This is a genomic window from Streptomyces sp. NPDC007901, assembly GCF_042959465.1.
GTDB lineage: Bacteria > Actinomycetota > Actinomycetes > Streptomycetales > Streptomycetaceae > Streptomyces.
On sequence record NZ_JBIBKW010000001.1, the window covers coordinates 819,614 to 838,310 of the forward strand.

Here is an 18,697-nt window from a genome sequence, read left to right on the forward strand (position 1 = left end):
CTCTTGCCCTCCCAGCTCTCCGCGTACGTATCGGACCCCGCCCCCTGGCACGGCGCCCTGCGCCCGGCCCGCTCGTGGCTGCACTCCGACGCCCCCTCTCGCTCGCTGAACGGGCTCTGGCGCTTCCGGCTGTCGCCCACGGCGGCGGTGGCGGAGGACTTCCCGTCCGAGGACTTCGACGACCACGGCTGGGACAGCATCCCGGTGCCCGCCCACTGGGTGCTGGAAGGCGACGGCGCCTACGGCCGGCCCGCCTACACGAACATCCAGTTCCCGTTCCCGATCGACCCGCCGCACGTCCCCGACGAGAACCCCACCGGCGACTACCGCCGCCACTTCGACGTCCCCGACGACTGGTCGGACGCCGAACGGATCGTCCTGCGGTTCGACGGCGTCGAGTCGCTGTTCAAGGTGTGGGTGAACGGCGTCGGGATCGGCAGCGCCAGCGGCAGCAGGCTGGCCCACGAGTTCGACGTGACCTCCGCCGTCCGCCCCGGTGCCAACGTCGTAGCCGTACGGGTCCACCAGTGGTCGGCGGCCAGCTACCTGGAGGACCAGGACCAGTGGTGGCTGCCGGGCATCTTCCGGGACGTCACCCTGCTCGCCCGCCCGGCCGGCGGCATCGAGGACGTCTGGCTGCGGACGGCCTACGACGACGGCCGCGGCCGGATCGAGGCGGAGGTCACCGCCGACGCGGCCGCGTTCCCCGTCACCCTGCGCATCCCCGAACTGGGCGTCGAGCAGGTGTGGGCGACGGCGGCCGACGTGGCGCCCGTCGACCTCGCGCGCGTCGAGCCGTGGTCGGCCGAACTGCCCCGCCTGTACGACGTCACCGTGTCCTCGGCCGCCGAGACCGTTGCCCTGCGGGCGGGTTTCCGCACGGTCGAGATCCGGGGCGACCGGTTCCTCGTGAACGGCCGCCGGGTCGTCTTCCACGGGATGAACCGGCACGAGGCCCACCCCGAGCGCGGCCGGGTCTTCGACGAGACGCACGCCCGCGCGGACCTGGCCCGGATGAAGCGGTTCAACGTGAACGCCATCCGCACCAGCCACTACCCGCCGCACCCCCGGCTGCTCGATCTCGCCGACGAACTCGGCTTCTGGGTCGTCCTCGAATGCGACCTGGAGACCCACGGCTTCGACAAGGTCGGCTGGACCGGCAACCCGACCGACGACCCGGCCTGGCGCGCGGCCTGCCTGGACCGCATCGAGCGCACCGTCGAACGGGACAAGAACCACCCCAGCGTCGTGATCTGGTCGCTCGGCAACGAGGCAGGGACCGGCGCCAACCTCGCCGCCATGTCCGCCTGGGTGCACGCCCGCGACCCCGAGCGCCCCGTGCACTACGAGGGCGACTACACCGGTGACTACACCGACGTCTACTCGCGCATGTACGCGACGGTGCCCGAGACCGAGCAGATCGGCACCGACGGCTCCACCTTCCCGCTGCTGGGCTGCACCCCCGCCCAGGGCGCCCGGCAGCGCACCAAGCCGTTCCTGCTCTGCGAGTACGCCCACGCGATGGGCAACGGCCCCGGCGCCCTCGACCAGTACGAGGAACTCGTCCACCGCCACCCCCGGCTGCACGGCGGCTTCGTCTGGGAGTGGCGCGACCACGGCATCTCGGCCACCGCCCCGGACGGGACGCCGTACTACGCCTACGGCGGTGACTTCGGGGAGGTCGTGCACGACGGCAACTTCGTGATGGACGGGATGGTGCTCAGCGACGACGTGCCGACGCCCGGCCTCCACGAGTTCAAGGCGGTCGTGCAGCCGGTCCGGTTCGCCTTCGACGGCGGCAAGCTCGCCCTCACCAACCTGCGGCACTCGGCCGACACCTCCGACCTGCGCTTCCGCTGGCGCGTCGAGCACGACGGAACCCCCGTGGACGCGGGGGAGTGGGAGGTCCCGGCCGTGGCGGCGGGCGAGTCGGCGCGGGTGGCGCTGCCGCCGGTCGCCGTGGCGGCCGACGCCGAGACCTGGCTGACGGTCGAGGCCGTCCTGGCGACGGAGACGGCCTGGGCCCCCGCCGGGCACGAGATCGCCACCGCCCAGCTGGACTGCTCGGCACCCCGTCCCGTCCCCGCCGTACGGCCGCGGACCGGCTGGCGGCCCGCCGAGGGCACGCTGACGCTCGGCATCGCCGAGTTCACCGGCGGCTCCCTCACCCGCCTCGCCGGGCGCCCCGTGACCGGCCCGCGGCTGGAACTGTTCCGGGCGCCCACCGACAACGACGAGGGCACGGCCGACCGGCTGGAGGGCAGCGACGCCAGCCTCGCCGACGTGTCCAGCGCCGAGCTGTGGCGGCGCGACGGCCTCGACCGGCTGACCGCGCGGCGCGTCAGCGTGGAGCAGGCCGCCGACGCCCTGCGCACCGTCGACCGGGTCTCGGCCGCGGACTCCGCCCTGTCGGTGACGGTGGAGTCGGTCTGGACGCTGGACGACGGCGAGCTGGAACTGCGCGTGGAGATCCAGCCCGCGAGCGGCTGGCGGACGGTGTGGCCGCGGATCGGGGTGCGCTTCGAACTGCCCGACGGGAGGGCCCCCGTGGACGGCGCGGAGTGGTTCGGCCTCGGCCCGCTGGAGTCCTACCCCGACAGCCTGCGCGCGGCCCGCACCGGACGCTTCTCGGCCGGCGTGCGGGACCTCTCCGTCGACTACGCGCGCCCCCAGGAGACCGGCCACCGCTCCCAGCTGCGCCGCCTCACCCTGACCAGCGACGGCACCGCGGCCCTGCGCGTCGAGGCCCTCCCCGACACCCGCGGCCGGCGCCCCGGCTTCACCCTCGCCCGGCACACCCCGCAGCAGATCGACCGCGCCGCCCACCCCTTCGAACTCCCGGAGTCCACCGCCGGCCACCTGATCGTCGACGCGGCCCAGCACGGCCTCGGCTCCCGCGCCTGCGGACCGGACGTCTGGCCCGAGTTCGCCCTGCGCCCGGAGGCCCGGACCCTCAGGCTCCGCTTCACCGGCGGCGCCTGAGCAACAGAACCCGACAGGTCTTTCACAGTCCGCACCCACGCGTCTCACGGCCGGAGGTGGACGGTCACCGGCCATGACGTTATCCACCGGTACCCCACGGATCCTGGCCGTGGACGACGAGGAAGACCTGACCGACCTGCTGGCCACGGTGCTGCGCGCCGAGGGCTGGCAGACCGGCCGGGCGCTGGACGGCACGGCGGCGGTCCGGGCGGCCCGCGGTTTCCGGCCCGACGCGGTCGTCCTGGACCGCGGGCTGCCCGACCTGGGGCCCACGCCGGCGAGGTGCACCCGCTCCGGAAACCCGTTGGACGTGAACTCCCCTTCGAATGAGGGAGGCCGGCCGAGCAGGTCGAGTGGCCGCGCCCCGAAGCGGCGCTGGGGGCACCCCCGGCCGAAGGCCGGGGGAGGAAATGCGCGACCAGCCACGACGGCGTCGCAGCCGAACGACGGCGCATCGCGGCCCTTCCAGCGGTGCGCTCAGCCCGTCGCCGTCGGCTCCGTCACCCACCCCGCCGCCAGGATCAGCCGCGCCTTGCGGTGCACGGCGAGGAAGCCGAACGGCCGGTCGAAGGCGGCCCGCACCACGGTGGACTCGTGCCGCTGCTGCGGCGGGCCGCCGCCCGGCGCCGCCACCACCGCCGTCACCGCGGCGGCGCGGAAGCCCAGCGGCCCGAACTCGGCGACGGCGGACTGCCCGGCCGCCCCGATGGCGAGCGGTGCGGGGCTGATGCCGGGGAAGTGGCCCTCGCGGGCGTTAGCAGCCGTGGACAGGCCGAACAGGCCGTGGAGTTGGAGCAGATCGTGGTCGGCGCGGACGGCGAAGGCCGGGGTCGTCACATCGAGGCGGATCGGATCGGGGGTGACGGACGGCTGCCGCTCCACGACCACGCCCGGTCCGGCGGGCCCGTAGGGGAGACGGCCGCCGGTCGTGACCGGGAGGGCGCGTTCCAGGACGGCGATGCCCGTGTGCAGCACCTGTCCGGGCGCCATCCCCTCCGCGCCGAGCAGGAGGTGGACGTCGATGCCGTTGTCGCCCGGCACCTTCAGCGTGGTGACGTGTCCGTCCGCTCCGACGGCCACCCCGATCCGGTCCGGACGGACGCTGCTGCGGTGCAGACCGGCCAGTGTCCGGCCCTGCCAGGGCCCGGAGCCGGGCCGCAGCACCGTCTCCCGGAACGGGTGCCGCCAGTCCGTGCGCAGCGCCAGCGCGGTCGCCAGCACCATCCGCGCGCCCTCGGCCGGCTTGACCGGCATCCGCTCGACCAGCCCGCCGGTGCGCTTCGCCGCCCACTCGTCCAGCGCCTCCTGGGAGGCCGCCGCATCGGGGCCGAGCACCCCGTGCGCGTCGGCCGGCAGCCCCGCCGCCCACGGCTCACGCACCTCCAGGGCCCGGTCGGTCCACAGCCCGAGGGCCGACTCGACGCCGGACATCGCGTCGAGCCCGGCGAGTAACTCCCGCGCACCGGCGACCGCTTGGTCCGTCGGCATCCCCACGGCGCGGGTCAGCTCGTCCCGGGCGGGTCCGCCGGCGCCGTCGGCGAGAAAGGCCAGCAACGGCCAGACACCGGCGGCCGAGAAGACCGTGCCCTGTCTGGTCTGCCGCGCCCAGCGCGCGGTGAGCGCGTTGACGGCGCTGACGGTGTCGTTCATTCGTCGTCCTCCCAGGAGTGCTCGGGGAAGGGCAGAGAGCCGAAGGGACGGCCGAAGGCCAAGGCGCCCGGCGAGGCGGCCGCCTTCCCCACCCTCATTCCGCCCCCGTTCACGGCGCGCTTACGATGCGCGCAGTCGTACGTCAGTCCAGCCGTCCGTTTCCGCGCGGCCCGACGCCCCCTCAGGAGCACGGTACCGGTGTCCATACCTCCGCCCCCCGGCCCCCACCAGCCACAAGGGCCTTATCAGCCGCCTCAGTCGGGCCTGCCGCAGTACCCGCAGTACCCACAGGCGCCGTACGGGCAGCAGCCGCCCCCCTACGGGCAGCAGCCGCCGTACCCGGGGCCGTACCAGGGCTGGGGGCAGGGCTACAGCCCCTACGCCGTCCCGGCGCCCGTCAACGGGCTCGCCATCGCCTCCCTGGTGCTCGGGCTGCTGTGCTGCCTGCCCGGGGTGGGGCTGGTGCTGGGGCTGGTCGCGCTCGGCCAGATCCGCCGGCGGGGCGAGCGGGGCAGGGCGATGGCGGTCACCGGGTCGGTGTTCTCCGGGCTCGGGCTGGCCCTGTGGGTGCTGGTGCTGGCCACCGGCGGTGCGGGCGACTTCTGGGAGGGCGTCAAGGAGGGCGCGAACGACAGCTCCAGCCTCTCCCTGTCCACCGGCGACTGCTTCAACACCCCCGACGGCACCCTCACCGGCGACCTGGTCTCCGACGTCACCGTCGTGGACTGCGCGAAGGCGCACGACGGCGAGGTCTTCGCCACCTACCGCCTCAAGGGCTCGTCCTACCCGGGCGACGACAAGGTCGGCGACTCCGCCAGTGACCGCTGCTACGGCCTGGAGGACGGGTACGCGATGGACGGCTGGGCGATCCCCGGCGATGTCGACGTGTACTACTTCACGCCCAGCGAGGACAGCTGGCAGTACGGCGACCGGGAGGTCGCCTGCGTCTTCGGCAACACCACCGAGGGCAGGACCCTGTCCGGCTCGCTGCGCAACGACGAGAGCGTGCTCGACGCCGACCAGGTCGCCTATCTCGACGCCGCGCACGTCCTCAACACGGCGCTCGACACCGTCCCCGACGCGGAGTACGTCGAGGACGACCTGCCCGGCTACCGCGACTGGGCGGACCGGGTGACCACGGCCCTCGCCAGGCAGACCGCGATGCTGCGCGCCCACACCTGGGACCAGGGCGCGAAGCGCCCGGTGGACGACCTGGTCGCGGACCTCGGCAAGGCCCGCGCGGAATGGGCGAAGGCCGCCAAGTCCACGGACGTGGACGCCTATTACGGCCACTACGACAAGGGCTCGGCGCTGCTCGACCCGAAGCGGACGGTCACCGCCCGCAAGGCTCTGGGCCTCGCCACGACCCCGCCTTCGTACGACGACGGAGGAAGTGGCCCCGGCAGCGGAGGAAGTGGCTCCGGCATGGAGGTGTGATCGCGGCTATAACGGGGAGAAAGTGCCTGCGTAAAGCCTCCCCCGGCCCTATGTCATCACATCGAGTGATTCTCTGGCCTTTGCTTGCACGGCACAACCCACGGTTGCCAGGCTGTAGCTGTCTGTACAACCTGATGGGAGCGGCCAGTGACTTTCGGTGAGCAGCCGGCGTATCTGCGTGTCGCGGGTGATCTCCGCAAGAAGATCGTCGACGGTTCGCTGCCGCCTCACACCCGGCTCCCCTCCCAGGCCCGCATCCGCGAGGAGTACGGCGTCTCCGACACCGTCGCCCTGGAGGCCCGCAAGGTGCTGATGGCCGAGGGGCTGGTCGAGGGCCGCTCCGGCTCCGGGACCTATGTGCGCGAGCGGCCGGTGCCCCGGCGGGTGGCCCGCTCCGGGTTCCGGCCGGCCGGAGGTGCCACCCCGTTCCGCCAGGAGCAGTCCGACGCCGCCGCGCGCGGCACCTGGGAGTCCAGCAGCGAACAGGCCGAGGCCGGCGCCGCGATCGCCGACCGGCTCGGCCTGCACCTGGGCGACCGCGTGATGCGCACCCGGTACCTGTTCCGGGACGCGGGCGAGCCCATGATGCTCTCCACCTCCTGGGAGCCCCTCGCCGTCACCGGCCGCACCCCCGTGATGCTGCCCGAGGAGGGCCCGCTCGGCGGGATGGGCGTGGTCGAGCGGATGCGCGCCATCGACGTCATCGTGGACAACGTCACCGAGGAGGTCGGCGCCCGCCCCGGCCTCGCCGAGGAACTGCTCACCCTGGGCGGCGTCCCCGGCCATGTCGTCCTGGTGATCCAGCGGACGTACTACGCCTCCGGCCGCCCGGTGGAGACCGCGGACGTCGTCATCCCGGCCGACCGCTACCGCGCCTCGTACCACCTGCCCGTGAAGTAGCGCACACCCTTGCGATAGTTGACGCTTTCACCGCCGAGATACGGACCCGTGCCCCGCCGTCGCGATCCGGCCGTTCTCCCAGGTGGCCCCGGCTCTTCCCGGTATGCCCGCGACCCGAAGCTGGAGGCGCGCGAACGGCGCACTCGTCATCGTGCGCCCCCACCGTTCTGGCTGGTTGCGTACCTCTTTGTGAAAAGACGTATTCGCTGCGTAAAGGTTAGGCGTACGCTCGGGCATATGCGGAGTGCGGTTTCCTTAGCGGGGCGGGGATGGGCGGGAGCCGGGAGAATCGGAGGGGCGCGATGACGGAAGGCACGGTCTCTCTCCCCTGGCTTGTCATACGGCAGGACGACAACGGCAATCGCTACCGGGTCGGCCGGTACGCGACCCGGGCCGAGGCGCAGAAGATCGCCGACAGTCTCGACGACCGCGGACACAAGCAGCTCTACTGGGTCGAGCGCATCGGCCACAGCAACGGGGACGGCGTCAGCCGTAACTGACCCTCCCGTAGGCTCCGGCCCATGAGCGAACGGATCGTGGTGGTCGGAGCCGCCCTGCTCGATGCCGGCCGCCTGCTCGCGGCCCGCCGCAGCGCGCCCCCGGAGCTGGCCGGCCGCTGGGAGCTTCCCGGCGGCAAGGTGGAGCCCGGCGAGACACCCGAACACGCCCTCGTGCGCGAGCTCCGCGAGGAGTTGGGCGTGGAGACCGAGACGCTGGCGCGGGTGCCGGGGGAGTGGCCCCTGCGGGACCCCTACGTCCTCCACGTCTGGACGGCCGCCCTCCACCCCGGTTCCCCCGGCCCCAAGCCCCTCCAGGACCACGACGAACTCCGCTGGCTGACACCGGACGAACTCTGGGACGTCGACTGGCTGGACCAGGACGTCCCGGCGGTACAGAAGATCGCCGCGACCTGGAGCGCTCCATAGGCGCGCGGGGCCGTATCGAATGTGCGGCTACCGCCGCGTGGGCGCGACCAGCCCCCCTCCTACGCCGTTCGCACCACAGTGCGCCCTCCCGTGCGGTACTCCATCCCGGATATCGGGTATGTGCCCATTAACCCCATGAAACCGGACATGGGCGGGCACGCTGCACGGGAAGTGATCGGTGTGATCGACACCGAAGGTGACACCGCCGAGTGGACCTTTCCCGCGGAACCGGGCGCCGTGCGCACCGCCCGTACCGCGGTCCGAGACCAACTGCGCGGCTGGGGCCTCGACACCCTCGCCGACGTAACCGCCCTGCTCGTCAGCGAGCTGGTCACCAACGCGCTGCGGCACGCCACCGGCCCCATCGGCGTCCGCCTCGTCCGCCCCGCCGACCTCGCCGACACCCTGCGCGTCGAGGTGTCCGACCCGCTGCCCGACCCGCCGCTCGAACGCGCCGCCAGTCCCGACGACGAGAGCGGCCGCGGCCTCCAGCTGGTAGCCGGCTCCTCGCGCAGCTGGGGCACCCGGCCCGGCGACACCGGCAAGACGGTCTGGTTCGAGCTGGCCGTACCCGGGTGAACGGGGTGAACGGGGTGTACACGCCGTACCGCGTCGTCCACTCGCGGGAGTGGCCGGGGAACGGGTGCCGGAGTGCGTGATTCGACGGCGTGTTCCCTGGTTAGAAGACTGGGAGTGTTGTCACGGTCCGGTCCGGAAATCGCCTGGACCGTGCTGTGATCGTGAACACCGTGTCAGGCGGCACCGTAGTGCTGGATACTGCGGGCAGCCGCATCCGGTGACCGGTGCCGGGCGCGGTGAGCTGGAGGGGACGGTTCGCGTGAGCGAGATACCAGCTGAGGCCACGGAGTCCGAGGACCCGTCGGACGGCGTGAGGGCGGGGACCGCGGAGGTCGTCGCGGCCCCTGGCGACGCCATGTGGCAGAGCAGTCCGCCCGGCTCGATCTACGACTACATCAAGGTCGCCTCGTTCTCCATCGGCGCAGGTGGCCTGGTCGACCAGTGGAGCCTCCGTGCCGAACAGGTCTTCGGCATCCCCGCGGAGCGCGCCGTCGGCATGGATCCCATCGAGGCGTTCGTCGACCCCGACCTGCGCGAGCGCGGCCAGCGGAAGATGGCCGAGATCCTGGACGGGCGCGAGTGGACCGGCGTGGTGCCGTTCCGGATGCCCGACGGCCCGGACGGCGAGCGCGGCGAGGAGGGCCTCGCCGAGGTCTACGTCATGCCGACCCGCACCGCCGAGGGCGAGCACGCCGCCGTCTGCATCGTGGTCGACGTCCGTACCCTGCGCAGAATCGAGACCGACCTGGCGGCCTCGCAGTCGATATTCGGTCAATCTCCCTTCGGCTTCCTGCTGATCGACCCCGACCTGCGGATCCGCCGCGCCAACGTGCGGTTCTCCTCCATCTTCGGCGGCACCCCCGACGACCACCGTGGCAAGGGCGTCCACGACTACCTGCCGCGCTCCGAGGCCGAGCGGGTCGCCGCCACCCTGCGCCGGGTCCTGGAGACCGGCAACTCCATCACGGACATGCACGTCACGGGCTTCGTGCCGGGCTCCGAGGAACGCCGGCACTGGTCCATCAACCTCTACCGGGTGCACAGCGGCACCGGCCGCCCGATCGGCATCGCCTGGCTCGGCCTGGACATCACCGCCCGCCGCGCCGCCGCCCGCGAGGCCGCCGCCGCCCGGCGGAATCTGGCCCTCCTCAACGAGGCCGGTGCCCGCATCGGCAACTCCCTCGACCTGGAGACCACCGCCCGCGAACTCCTCGACGTGGTCGTGCCCGGCTTCTGCGACCTCGCGACGGTCGACCTCTACCAGGGCCTGCTGGCCGGCGACGAGACCCCGCCCGGGCTCGCCGACGGCAGCGCCGAGCTGCGCCGGGTGGCCTTCGCCAGCGCGGTCTCCGACGAACCCTTCGTGGGCGGCGGCGCCCCGGTCGCCGTCGGCGCCGTCCACCACTACCCCTTCAACTCGCCGTGCGCGGACGCCCTGCGCACCGCCCGCCCGCAGCACGTGCCGGCGGAGGAGGGCGGGCTCGTCCAGTCCACCCTCGCCGTCCCGATGGTCGCCCATGACACGGTCGTCGGCCTCGCCCAGTTCGCCCGCACCAAGGGCAGCGAGCCGTTCGGTGACCGCGACCGGGACCTGGCCGTGGAACTGGCGGCCCGTGCCGCCGTCTGTATCGACAACGCGCGCCTGTACCGCCGCGAGCACGAACGCGCGTTGATACTGCAGCGGTCCCTGCTGCCGCCCGGCGACCCCGAGGCCTCGGGCCTGGACATCGCCTGCCGCTACCTGCCCGGCAACGCGGCGACCGAGGTCGGCGGCGACTGGTTCGACGTCATCGAACTCCCCGGCCACCGCACGGCGCTGGTGGTGGGCGACGTGATGGGCCGCGGCCTGCGCGCGGCGGTCGCGATGGGCGAACTCCGTACGGCGGTCCGCACCCTGGCCCTGCTGGACCTGGAACCGGCGGAGGTCCTCTCCGCGCTGGACGAGATCGCCCGCGGCCTCGGCACCCCCGGCGGAGTCCAGCAAGCCACCCGCACGGCCCGCCAGCCCCGCGACGCCGACCTCTCCGAGGTCTACCTCGCGACCTGCGTGTACGCCGTCTACGACTCCGTCACCAGGCGCTGTACGTTCGCCAACGCCGGCCACCTGCCCCCTGTACTGGTCGAACCAGGCGAGGACGCCCTGATGCTCGACGTGCCGCCCGGCATGCCCCTGGGCGTCGGCGGCGAGCCCTTCGAGGAGGTCGAGGTCGAGCTCCCCGAAGGCGCGTTGCTGGCGCTCTACACCGACGGCCTGGTCGAATCCCGCGACCACCCCCTCGACGAGGGCCTCCAGGCGTTCGTCGGCGCCCTCACCGACCCCTCCCGACCGCTGGAGGACGTCTGCGACCACGTCCTCAACACCCTCGACACGCACCACGGCGAGGACGACATCGCGTTGCTGATGGCACGTGTCCAGGGGCTGCCGGCCGACTCGGTCGGCGACTGGACGCTGCCGCGCGAGCCGCGCAGCGTGGGCCGCGCCCGTGAGTACGCGCGCGGCCAGCTCCTCACCTGGGACCTGGAGCCGCTGGTCGACACGGCCGAACTCCTGGTCAGCGAACTGGTCACCAACGCCCTGCGGTACGGCGAGGGCGAGATAAGGCTCCGCCTGCTGCTCGACCGCACCCTGGTCTGCGAGGTCTGGGACTCCGGCCTGGTCCAGCCCAGGCGCCGTAGGGCCCGGGACACCGACGAGGGCGGCCGGGGGCTGCAGCTGGTCGGCCTGCTCAGCGCGGCGTGGGGCTCACGCCGGACGCCGCGCGGCAAGACGGTGTGGTTCGAACTGCCCCTGCCGGACGGGGAGACGGGCCTGACCGACCCTGCGGAGGCTCTGCTCAGTCTGTTCTGAGAAGGGGCGGTTCCCGCCGGTTGTCCGGTGCCGCACGGTGGGGGTCGCTCGCGCAGTTCCCCGCGCCCCTAAAGGGGCTTTTAGGGGCGCGGGGAACTGCGCGACCAGCCACAACCCACCCACAGCCGCCCGACAACCCGCCGCCCCACCCCCTACCGCGCTACCCCAACCGACCCCGCGTATCCGGCCCCCCGAACGCCACCACCGGCCCCCCGTCGGCCTCCTCACCCAACTGCACCCCCCCGAGCACCGCCCCCGCCACCCCGCTCCCCTGGGCGGCGCCCTCCCCGGCGAACGGGTTCCCGTGCGCCCGCACATCCCGCTCCGCCAGCTCCCGCGCCTTCCGGGCCAGCCGGTCCGCGTCCGCCGCCCCAGCGCCCCGCGCAGCGGCCAGCAGGGCCCGCGCCTCCGTCCCCACCGCCGCCCGGTGCGTGCCCACGAAGTCGTCGGCGGCGCCGCTCGTGCTCCGCGCCACCAGCTCCGCCCCCGCCGCGATCACCCCGGACCGCCCGCCCCCGGTCCCCTCCACCGCCCGCACGACCCGGCGCAGGGCGTCCAGCGGGTCGTGGGGCCCGCCCGTCAGCTCCTCCCGTACGGCGGCCAGCACCCCGTCCGCGTGGGTCAGCCGCGGCGGGAAGCCCGTCGCCCGCACGGCCGCCAGTTCCGCCTCCGCGCCGGTGAGGGCGGCCGGCAGCAGCCCGGCCGCCGTGCGCAGTTCCTCCGTCAGCCGGGCCACCCCGCCCAGCAGCACCCCGGCCTGCGCCACGGCGCCCTCCGCGGCGCGCAGCCCCCGCCGGAATCCGTCACCGTCGCCCGAATCGTCGTCCCGGCGGGCCCGGTTGAGCCGGGAGGTCGCGAACACCAGCCGGTCCTTGGCCTGTTCGACGTATCCGACGACGGAGGCGACCGCGGACGCCCCGTACCGCCGCTCCGCCTCCGTGAGTGCCCGCTCCACCCCGCCCGTCCGCCCCGCCAGCTCCCGGAACCGGCCCTCGGCCACCGCCAGCGCGTCCCCCGAGCCCCACTCGGCGTCGAACCCCTCCGCCTCCCCGTCCAGTTGCCGCCCCGCCTCCGCGCACCGCCCGACCACCCCCACCAGCGCCTGCCGCCGGCCGGCGGGATCCTCCGGGATCCCCTCCTCGTACCGCCGCCATATCGCGAACGCGGCCGTCAGCTCGGTCTCGGCCACCCGCAGGGCCCGCAGGACCGGCTCGGCCGCGGTCACGTACCCGAGCGCCTCCCGGCTGGTGCGGACGCAGTCGTCGGCGAGGACCAGGGACGCGCGGGCCTGCCGTTCGACGTCGACGGGGGACGGCGCCGGCGGGGCGGGGGAGACGAGCCCCGGTGTGGTCCGCGAACGGGCCCGGCGTATCCGCCGTACGTAGCCGTAGCCGCCGAGCGCCCCGGCCGCCGCCACGGCGACGAGGGGCAGCACGTAGTCGGCGGCGGAGGCCCCGTCCGCCTCGGCCGTGACGACCGTCCCGCCGCGGGCCGCGGGAACCGGATCTTGAGTGGTGCTCGTCATCACCGGCAACACCAGCCAGACCACCCCGGCCGCCCCGCCCAGCACCGCGTGCCCCACCCGCACACCTATGTGCCCGGTGGCATGCCTCGGCCGACCCCGGAACAAGGATGACGTCACATTTCGGAGCGTATGGGCAGCAAGTCCGGTTCGCGACCTGGGCGAGGGCAGGCGGGGGACGACGAGAACAGGGGGACCGAGCATGGAACGGAGCACGGAGGAGGAGAACAGCCCCGCACCCACCACCGAGGAGACGGAGCCCACGGGGCCGGAGAAGCGGGAGAAACCGAAGAAGTCGACGAAACCCTGGATCCGGCGGACTCGGCGCATCGCCCTCGCCGCCGTACTGCTCCTCCTGGTCCCCCTCCTCACCGCCGAAACCGCCCTCCGTATCAACTACACCGGCGACCCGAAGGCCGGCACCCGCACCCGGGACAAGGACGCCCTCTGGCTCGGTCACGCCTGGGTCGACGGCCGTAAGACCGACGCCGACGTCACCGCCCTCGCCGAACGGCTGGCGGACACCGGCATTCGCGACCTCTACGTCCATGCCGGACCACTGGAACACAACGGCACGCTGCCCAAATCGGCCTATCCCAAGGCGCGTTGGCTGATAACAGCCGTGCATCGAAAACTCCCCGGCGTCCGGGTCCAGGCCTGGCTCGGGGACGAGATCGCGCCCGAGAAGCCGGACGCCATGCATCTGGAGCGGAGCGCGACCCGGGCCGCCGTCGTCGCCTCCACCCGGCAGGTGGTCGCCGCCGGGTTCGACGGGGTGCACTTCGACCTGGAGCCCCTGCACTCCGGCGACCGGAACTACCTCGCCCTGCTGGACGCCCTGCGCCCCGCGACCCCGCTGCTGTCCGTGGCCGCCCACCAGATCGACCCGCTCCCGGCCTTTCACTCCTTCTGGGGTACCGTCACCGGCCATCCCAAGTGGTGGTCGCAGGAGTATTTCGGGCAAGTCGCCCGCCGGGTGGACCAGATCGCCGTGATGTCGTACGACACGATGCAGCCGCTGGAGAGCCTGTACGGCGGGTACGTCGCCCAGCAGACCAGCCTGGCGATCGAGGTCACCCCGGCCGGGACCGATCTCCTGATGGGGCTGCCCTTCTTCCACGAGAACCGGTTCGGGCACCGGGCGCGCGCGGAGACCGTGCCGGCGGCCGTGCGCGGGGTTCGGCTGGGACTGTCACGGACGGACGCGGATCGCGCTAACTTCGGCGTCGCGCTGTACGTCGACTTCGCCGCCACCGAGGATGACTGGACCTCTTATCGGAAGGACTGGGTTCGTACGCCATGACAACCGCTCGTGCCCACCTCACCCGTGACGACCTCGCGCCGCTCGCCCGCGAGGCCCTCGGCCGTGCCCCCGCCGCCGTCACCCGGCTGCGCGGCGGCTCCAAGAAAGGCGTCTACCGGCTCGCCCTGGACAACGGAAGGAGCGCGATCGCGTACGTCTGGTCGCCGGAGGAGGACTACTGGGGCCCCGCCGACGCCGACATCCGCGACCCCTTCGCGCACGCCTCCGGGCTCGGGCTCTTCCTGTCCGCCCACGACCTGCTGACCGAGCTCGGCGTACGCACCCCGCGGCTGCTCTTCGCCGACGAGGACGCCGAGCACCTGCCCGCGTACGCGGCGGTCGTCGAGGACGTCCGGGGCGGCAGCCTGGAGATGCTGCTGCGCAGCGACCCCGGCGCGGCCCGGGTGCCGCTGGCCCGGCTGGCGGGGACGCTCGGCGCGCTCCGGGAGTGCGTCTCGGCCGGGTACGGCAAGGCCGCCCTGGTCGAGGAGGGCAGCAAGCCGATCGGCAACTCCTGCGAGCAGGTCGTCGCGGACCGCGCGGTCCACGACATCGCGGAGGTGGCCGCACGCGACCCCCGGGTGCGTGCGGTCCGCGACGCGCTGGCCGAGCGGGTGCACCAGCTCTACGACAGGATCGAGCCGCGCGAGCACGCCTCCCTCGTGCACGGCGAACTCGGCCCGGACCACGTCCTGGTGACCGAGGACGGCGATCCCGCGCTCATCGACATCGAAGGCCTGATGTACTTCGACGCCGAATGGGAGCACGTCTTCCTCCAGCTCCGCTTCGGGCCCGCCTACGACCTGCTGCGCACCGCCGACCTCGACGAGGACCGGATGGAGCTGTACCGGCTCGCGATGCACCTGAACCTCGTCGCCGGGCCGCTGCGGCTGCTCGACGGCGACTTCCCGGAGCGCGAACCGATGCAGGAGATCGCCGAGTCCAACCTCCGGCGGGTGCTCAGCCTCCTGTCGGGCGCCTCCTGATCTTCGAGCCGAGCCACACCAGCGGGTCGTACTTGCGGTCGACGGCCCGCTCCTTCAGGGGGATCAGCGCGTTGTCGGTGATGTGGATGCCCTCGGGGCACACCTCCGTGCAGCACTTGGTGATGTTGCAGTAGCCGAGGCCGTGTTCGTCCTGGGCCGTGCGCTTGCGGTCCAGGCCGGAGGCGTCCGCCGCGTCCAGCGGGTGCATGTCCAGTTCGGCGACGCGCATGAGGAAACGCGGGCCGGCGAAGGCCGTCTTGTTCTCCTCGTGGTCGCGCACGACGTGACAGGTGTCCTGGCACAGGAAGCACTCGATGCACTTGCGGAACTCCTGCGAGCGGTCCACGTCCTCCTGGAACATCCGGTACTCGCCGGGGGCGACCCCGGCGGGCGGCACGAAGGACGGGACCTCCCTGGCCTTCTGGTAGTTGAAGCCGACGTCCGTGACCAGGTCGCGGATGACCGGGAAGGCGCGCAGCGGGGTGACCGTGATGGTCTCGTCCTGCTCGAAGACGGACATCCGGGTCATGCACATCAGGCGCGGGCGGCCGTTGATCTCCGCCGAGCACGAACCGCACTTGCCCGCCTTGCAGTTCCAGCGGACGGCCAGGTCGGCGGCCTGGGTGGCCTGGATGCGGTGGATGATGTCGAGGACCACCTCGCCGTCGTTCACCTCGACCTTGAAGTCCTCCAGGCCGCCGCCCTCGACGTCGCCCCGCCACACCCGGAAGTGGGCCGTGTAGCCGCTCATTCGTACAGCTCCTCTTCGGCGAGGTACTTGACCAGCTCCTCCTTCTCGAAGAGGGCGAGCAGGTCGGTTCGGATGGGGTCGGTGGTCTCGCGGGTGAGGTCGATCTGGCCGCGCTCCGGGTCGGTGGCGGCGAGCCCGCCGGTGGGGTCCGCGAGCCGGCAGAGCAGGTTGACGGGGCGCCAGCGGCGGTCCATCGTCGGGTGGTCCTCGCGGGTGTGGCCGCCGCGCGACTCGGTGCGCTCCAACGCCGCCCGGGCCACGCACTCGCTGACCAGCAGCATGTTCCTGAGGTCCAGGGCGAGGTGCCAGCCGGGGTTGAACTGGCGGTGCCCCTCCACCCCGGCCCGGCGTGCCCGTACCCGCAGCTCGGCGAGCTTCTCCAGGGCCTGCTCCATCTCGCCCTCCCGGCGGATGATGCCGACCAGGTCGTTCATGGACTGCTGGAGCGCCTGGTGGAGGGTGTACGGGTTCTCCGGCGGGCCGGAGTCCGGTTCCTGGCCCTCGGCGGAGAAGGGCCGCAGCGCCTCGGCGGCCGCCGCGTCGATCTGCTCGTCGTCCACCGCCGGCCGCTCGTCGAGGTCCGCCGCGTGGTCGGCCGCGTGCCAGCCCGCCCGGCGCCCGAACACCAGCAGGTCGGAGAGCGAGTTGCCGCCGAGCCGGTTGGAGCCGTGCATCCCGCCGGCCACCTCACCGGCCGCGAACAGCCCCGGTACCCCGCGGGCGGCGGCGGTGTCGGAGTCCACCGCGACCCCGCCCATCACGTAGTGGCAGGTCGGCCCGACCTCCATCGCCTCCGCCGTGATGTCGACGTCCGCCAGCTCCTTGAACTGGTGGTACATGGACGGCAGCCGGCGCCGGATCACCTCGGCCGGCATCCGCGTCGACACGTCCAGGAAGACCCCGCCGTGCGGGGAGCCGCGGCCCGCCTTTACCTCGGAGTTGATCGCGCGGGCGACCTCGTCGCGGGGGAGCAGCTCCGGGGGACGCCGGTTGTGGTCCGGGTCCTCGTACCAGCGGTCGCCCTCCTCCTCGGACTCGGCGTACTTCTCCTTGAAGACGTCCGGGACGTAGTCGAACATGAACCGCTTGCCCTCGGAGTTGCGCAGCACCCCGCCGTCGCCGCGCACCGACTCGGTGACCAGGATCCCCTTCACCGACGGCGGCCAGACCATGCCGGTCGGGTGGAACTGCACGAACTCCATGTTGAGCAGCGGCGCCCCGGCCAGCAGGGCGAGCGCGTGCCCGTCCCCGGTGTACTCCCAGGAGTTCGACGTCACCTTGAAGGACTTGCCGATGCCACCGGTCGCGATCACCACGGAGGGCGCTTCGAGGACGAAGAAACGGCCGGTCTCCCGCTCGTACGCGAAGACCCCGGAGACGCGTGTGCCGTCCTTGAGGATCCGGGTGACCGTGCACTCCTGGAAGACCTTGAGCCGGGACTCGTAGTCACCGGTCTCCTTCTTGTCCTCCTGCTGGAGCGAGACGATCTTCTGCTGCAGGGTCCTGATCAGCTCCAGGCCCGTGCGGTCGCCGACATGGGCCAGGCGCGGGTACTCGTGGCCGCCGAAGTTGCGCTGGGAGATCTTCCCGTCCTTCGTGCGGTCGAAGAGGGCGCCCCAGGTCTCCAGCTCCCAGACCCGGTCCGGGGCCTCCTTGGCGTGCAGCTCGGCCATCCGCCACTGGTTGAGGAACTTGCCGCCGCGCAGGGTGTCGCGGAAGTGGACCTGCCAGTTGTCGTGCTCGTTGACGTTGGCCATGGCCGCCGCGATCCCGCCCTCGGCCATCACCGTGTGCGCCTTGCCGAACAGCGACTTGCAGATCACCGCCGTACGGGCGCCCCGCTCGCGCGCCTCGATCGCGGCGCGCAGTCCGGCCCCGCCGGCGCCGACGACCACGACGTCCCACTGCTGCCGCTCCACCGCTGACATCAAAAGCCCCTGTCCTTAAAAGAATCGCGGATCGTCGAAGACACCGGACGCGAGCAGATAGACGTAGAAGTCGGCGAGCGCCACGCTCACCAACGACGCCCAGGCGAGCTGCATGTGCCGGTTGTTGAGCCGGCCGACGAACTGCCACGCCTTGTAGCGCACGGGGTGTTTGGAGAAGTGCTTGAGCTTGCCGCCGACGATGTGCCGACAGGAGTGGCAGGACAGGGTGTACGCCCAGATCAGCACGATGTTGACCAGGAAGACCAGGGTGCCGAGGCCCATGTGGCCCCAGTTCTCGTGCGTGTCCCGGAAGGACAGGACCGTGTCGTAGGTCAGCACACAGGCGACCAGCAGCGCGAAGTAGAAGAAGTACCGGTGGACGTTCTGCAGGATCAGCGGGAAGCGGGTCTCACCGGTGTACTTCGCGTGCGGCTCGGCCACCGCACAGGCCGGCGGGGAGGCCCAGAAGCTGCGGTAGTACGCCTTGCGGTAGTAGTAGCAGGTCAGGCGGAAGCCCAGCGGGAAGATCAGGATGATGATCGCCGGGGAGATCGCCCACCAGCTGCCGAAGAGGTCGGCGTTCGGGCCGGACGGCATGGTCTTGCAGTTCTCGGCCAGACACGGCGAGTAGAACGGCGAGACGTACGGCGCCGAGTAGTAGTGCGCGTTCGAGAAGGCCCGCCACGTCGAGTAGACGACGAACGCGAACAGACCGGCCGCGGTGACGGCGGGTGCCAGCCACCAGCGGTCGGTCCGCAGGTGCGGGGCGGAGATCGCGGCGCGCGTACGGGCTCGTACGCCGCCGCTGTTCGGATGTGGTTCCGTACCAGTGGCCAACGGATGACTCCGGTCGGGTCGGGGATCTTGGGCCTGCGGGCGGCGCTC

The 18,697-nt window shown here is 72.6% G+C and carries 14 protein-coding genes; 9 read left to right on the forward strand and 5 right to left on the reverse strand.

Annotation, left to right across the window (positions count from 1 at the left end):
* Positions 1 to 3 precede the first annotated feature (3 nt).
* The gene (locus ACFZDK_RS03970; protein WP_390969468.1) at positions 4 to 2,982 is read left to right on the forward strand and encodes a glycoside hydrolase family 2 TIM barrel-domain containing protein; all 2,979 of its coding nucleotides are present in this window, start codon (positions 4 to 6) and stop codon (positions 2,980 to 2,982) included.
* Between the two features lie 477 nt (positions 2,983 to 3,459).
* Here ACFZDK_RS03970 and ACFZDK_RS03975 read toward each other — a convergent pair whose 3' ends face one another.
* On the reverse strand, positions 3,460 to 4,632 hold the full coding sequence (locus tag ACFZDK_RS03975; protein WP_390969470.1) for a serpin family protein: 1,173 nt from the start codon (positions 4,630 to 4,632) through the stop codon (positions 3,460 to 3,462).
* A gap of 198 nt (positions 4,633 to 4,830) precedes the next feature.
* Here ACFZDK_RS03975 and ACFZDK_RS03980 point away from each other — a divergent pair, with 198 nt between their 5' ends.
* The 6 genes from ACFZDK_RS03980 to ACFZDK_RS04005 all read left to right on the forward strand — a co-directional run bounded on the left by ACFZDK_RS03980 (position 4,831) and on the right by ACFZDK_RS04005 (position 11,322).
* Complete coding sequence (locus ACFZDK_RS03980) at positions 4,831 to 6,069, forward strand: septum formation family protein (protein WP_390969472.1); 1,239 nt, start codon at positions 4,831 to 4,833, stop codon at positions 6,067 to 6,069.
* Positions 6,070 to 6,216: 147 nt separating this feature from the next.
* Positions 6,217 to 6,969, forward strand: a complete 753-nt coding sequence (locus ACFZDK_RS03985) for a GntR family transcriptional regulator (RefSeq protein WP_390969475.1) — start codon at positions 6,217 to 6,219, stop codon at positions 6,967 to 6,969.
* Between the two features lie 302 nt (positions 6,970 to 7,271).
* Entirely contained in the window at positions 7,272 to 7,469 is a 198-nt protein-coding gene (locus ACFZDK_RS03990; protein ID WP_390969477.1) for an SPOR domain-containing protein, read from the forward strand.
* Positions 7,470 to 7,490: 21 nt separating this feature from the next.
* Positions 7,491 to 7,895, forward strand: coding sequence for an NUDIX domain-containing protein (locus ACFZDK_RS03995; protein WP_390969479.1), 405 nt, complete (start codon positions 7,491 to 7,493; stop codon positions 7,893 to 7,895).
* Positions 7,896 to 8,030: 135 nt separating this feature from the next.
* A complete protein-coding gene (locus tag ACFZDK_RS04000; protein ID WP_390969480.1) occupies positions 8,031 to 8,474 on the forward strand; it encodes an ATP-binding protein in 444 nt (147 codons plus the stop codon).
* A 259-nt stretch (positions 8,475 to 8,733) separates the two neighbouring features.
* Entirely contained in the window at positions 8,734 to 11,322 is a 2,589-nt protein-coding gene (locus ACFZDK_RS04005) for a SpoIIE family protein phosphatase (protein WP_390969482.1), read from the forward strand.
* A 160-nt stretch (positions 11,323 to 11,482) separates the two neighbouring features.
* Here the strand turns inward: ACFZDK_RS04005 and ACFZDK_RS04010 are convergent, their stop codons facing one another.
* Positions 11,483 to 12,964 carry a hypothetical protein gene (locus ACFZDK_RS04010; protein WP_390969484.1) on the reverse strand — a complete coding sequence of 494 codons (1,482 nt, stop codon included), beginning with the start codon at positions 12,962 to 12,964 and terminating at the stop codon, positions 11,483 to 11,485.
* 82 nt (positions 12,965 to 13,046) lie between these two features.
* Between ACFZDK_RS04010 and ACFZDK_RS04015 the strand changes: the two genes are divergently transcribed.
* Together ACFZDK_RS04015 and ACFZDK_RS04020 are read left to right on the forward strand one after the other, a co-directional pair.
* Positions 13,047 to 14,147, forward strand: coding sequence for a hypothetical protein (locus tag ACFZDK_RS04015; RefSeq protein WP_390969486.1), 1,101 nt, complete (start codon positions 13,047 to 13,049; stop codon positions 14,145 to 14,147).
* Positions 14,144 to 15,133, forward strand: a complete 990-nt coding sequence (locus ACFZDK_RS04020; RefSeq protein WP_390969487.1) for a phosphotransferase — start codon at positions 14,144 to 14,146, stop codon at positions 15,131 to 15,133. Before ACFZDK_RS04015 ends, ACFZDK_RS04020 begins: the two co-directional genes overlap by 4 nt.
* Here ACFZDK_RS04020 and ACFZDK_RS04025 read toward each other — a convergent pair.
* Genes ACFZDK_RS04025 through ACFZDK_RS04035 form a run of 3 tightly spaced genes read right to left on the reverse strand, consistent with a single transcriptional unit; the run spans position 15,108 to position 18,649 of the window.
* The gene (locus ACFZDK_RS04025; RefSeq protein WP_390969489.1) at positions 15,108 to 15,884 is read right to left on the reverse strand and encodes a succinate dehydrogenase/fumarate reductase iron-sulfur subunit; all 777 of its coding nucleotides are present in this window, start codon (positions 15,882 to 15,884) and stop codon (positions 15,108 to 15,110) included. The two genes, ACFZDK_RS04020 and ACFZDK_RS04025, sit on opposite strands and share 26 nt — an antisense overlap.
* The gene (locus tag ACFZDK_RS04030) at positions 15,881 to 17,812 is read right to left on the reverse strand and encodes a fumarate reductase/succinate dehydrogenase flavoprotein subunit (RefSeq protein WP_390969491.1); all 1,932 of its coding nucleotides are present in this window, start codon (positions 17,810 to 17,812) and stop codon (positions 15,881 to 15,883) included. The genes ACFZDK_RS04025 and ACFZDK_RS04030 overlap by 4 nt, the downstream gene beginning before the upstream one ends.
* A gap of 15 nt (positions 17,813 to 17,827) precedes the next feature.
* Entirely contained in the window at positions 17,828 to 18,649 is an 822-nt protein-coding gene (locus ACFZDK_RS04035) for a hypothetical protein (RefSeq protein WP_390969493.1), read from the reverse strand.
* Positions 18,650 to 18,697: the final 48 nt, after the last annotated feature.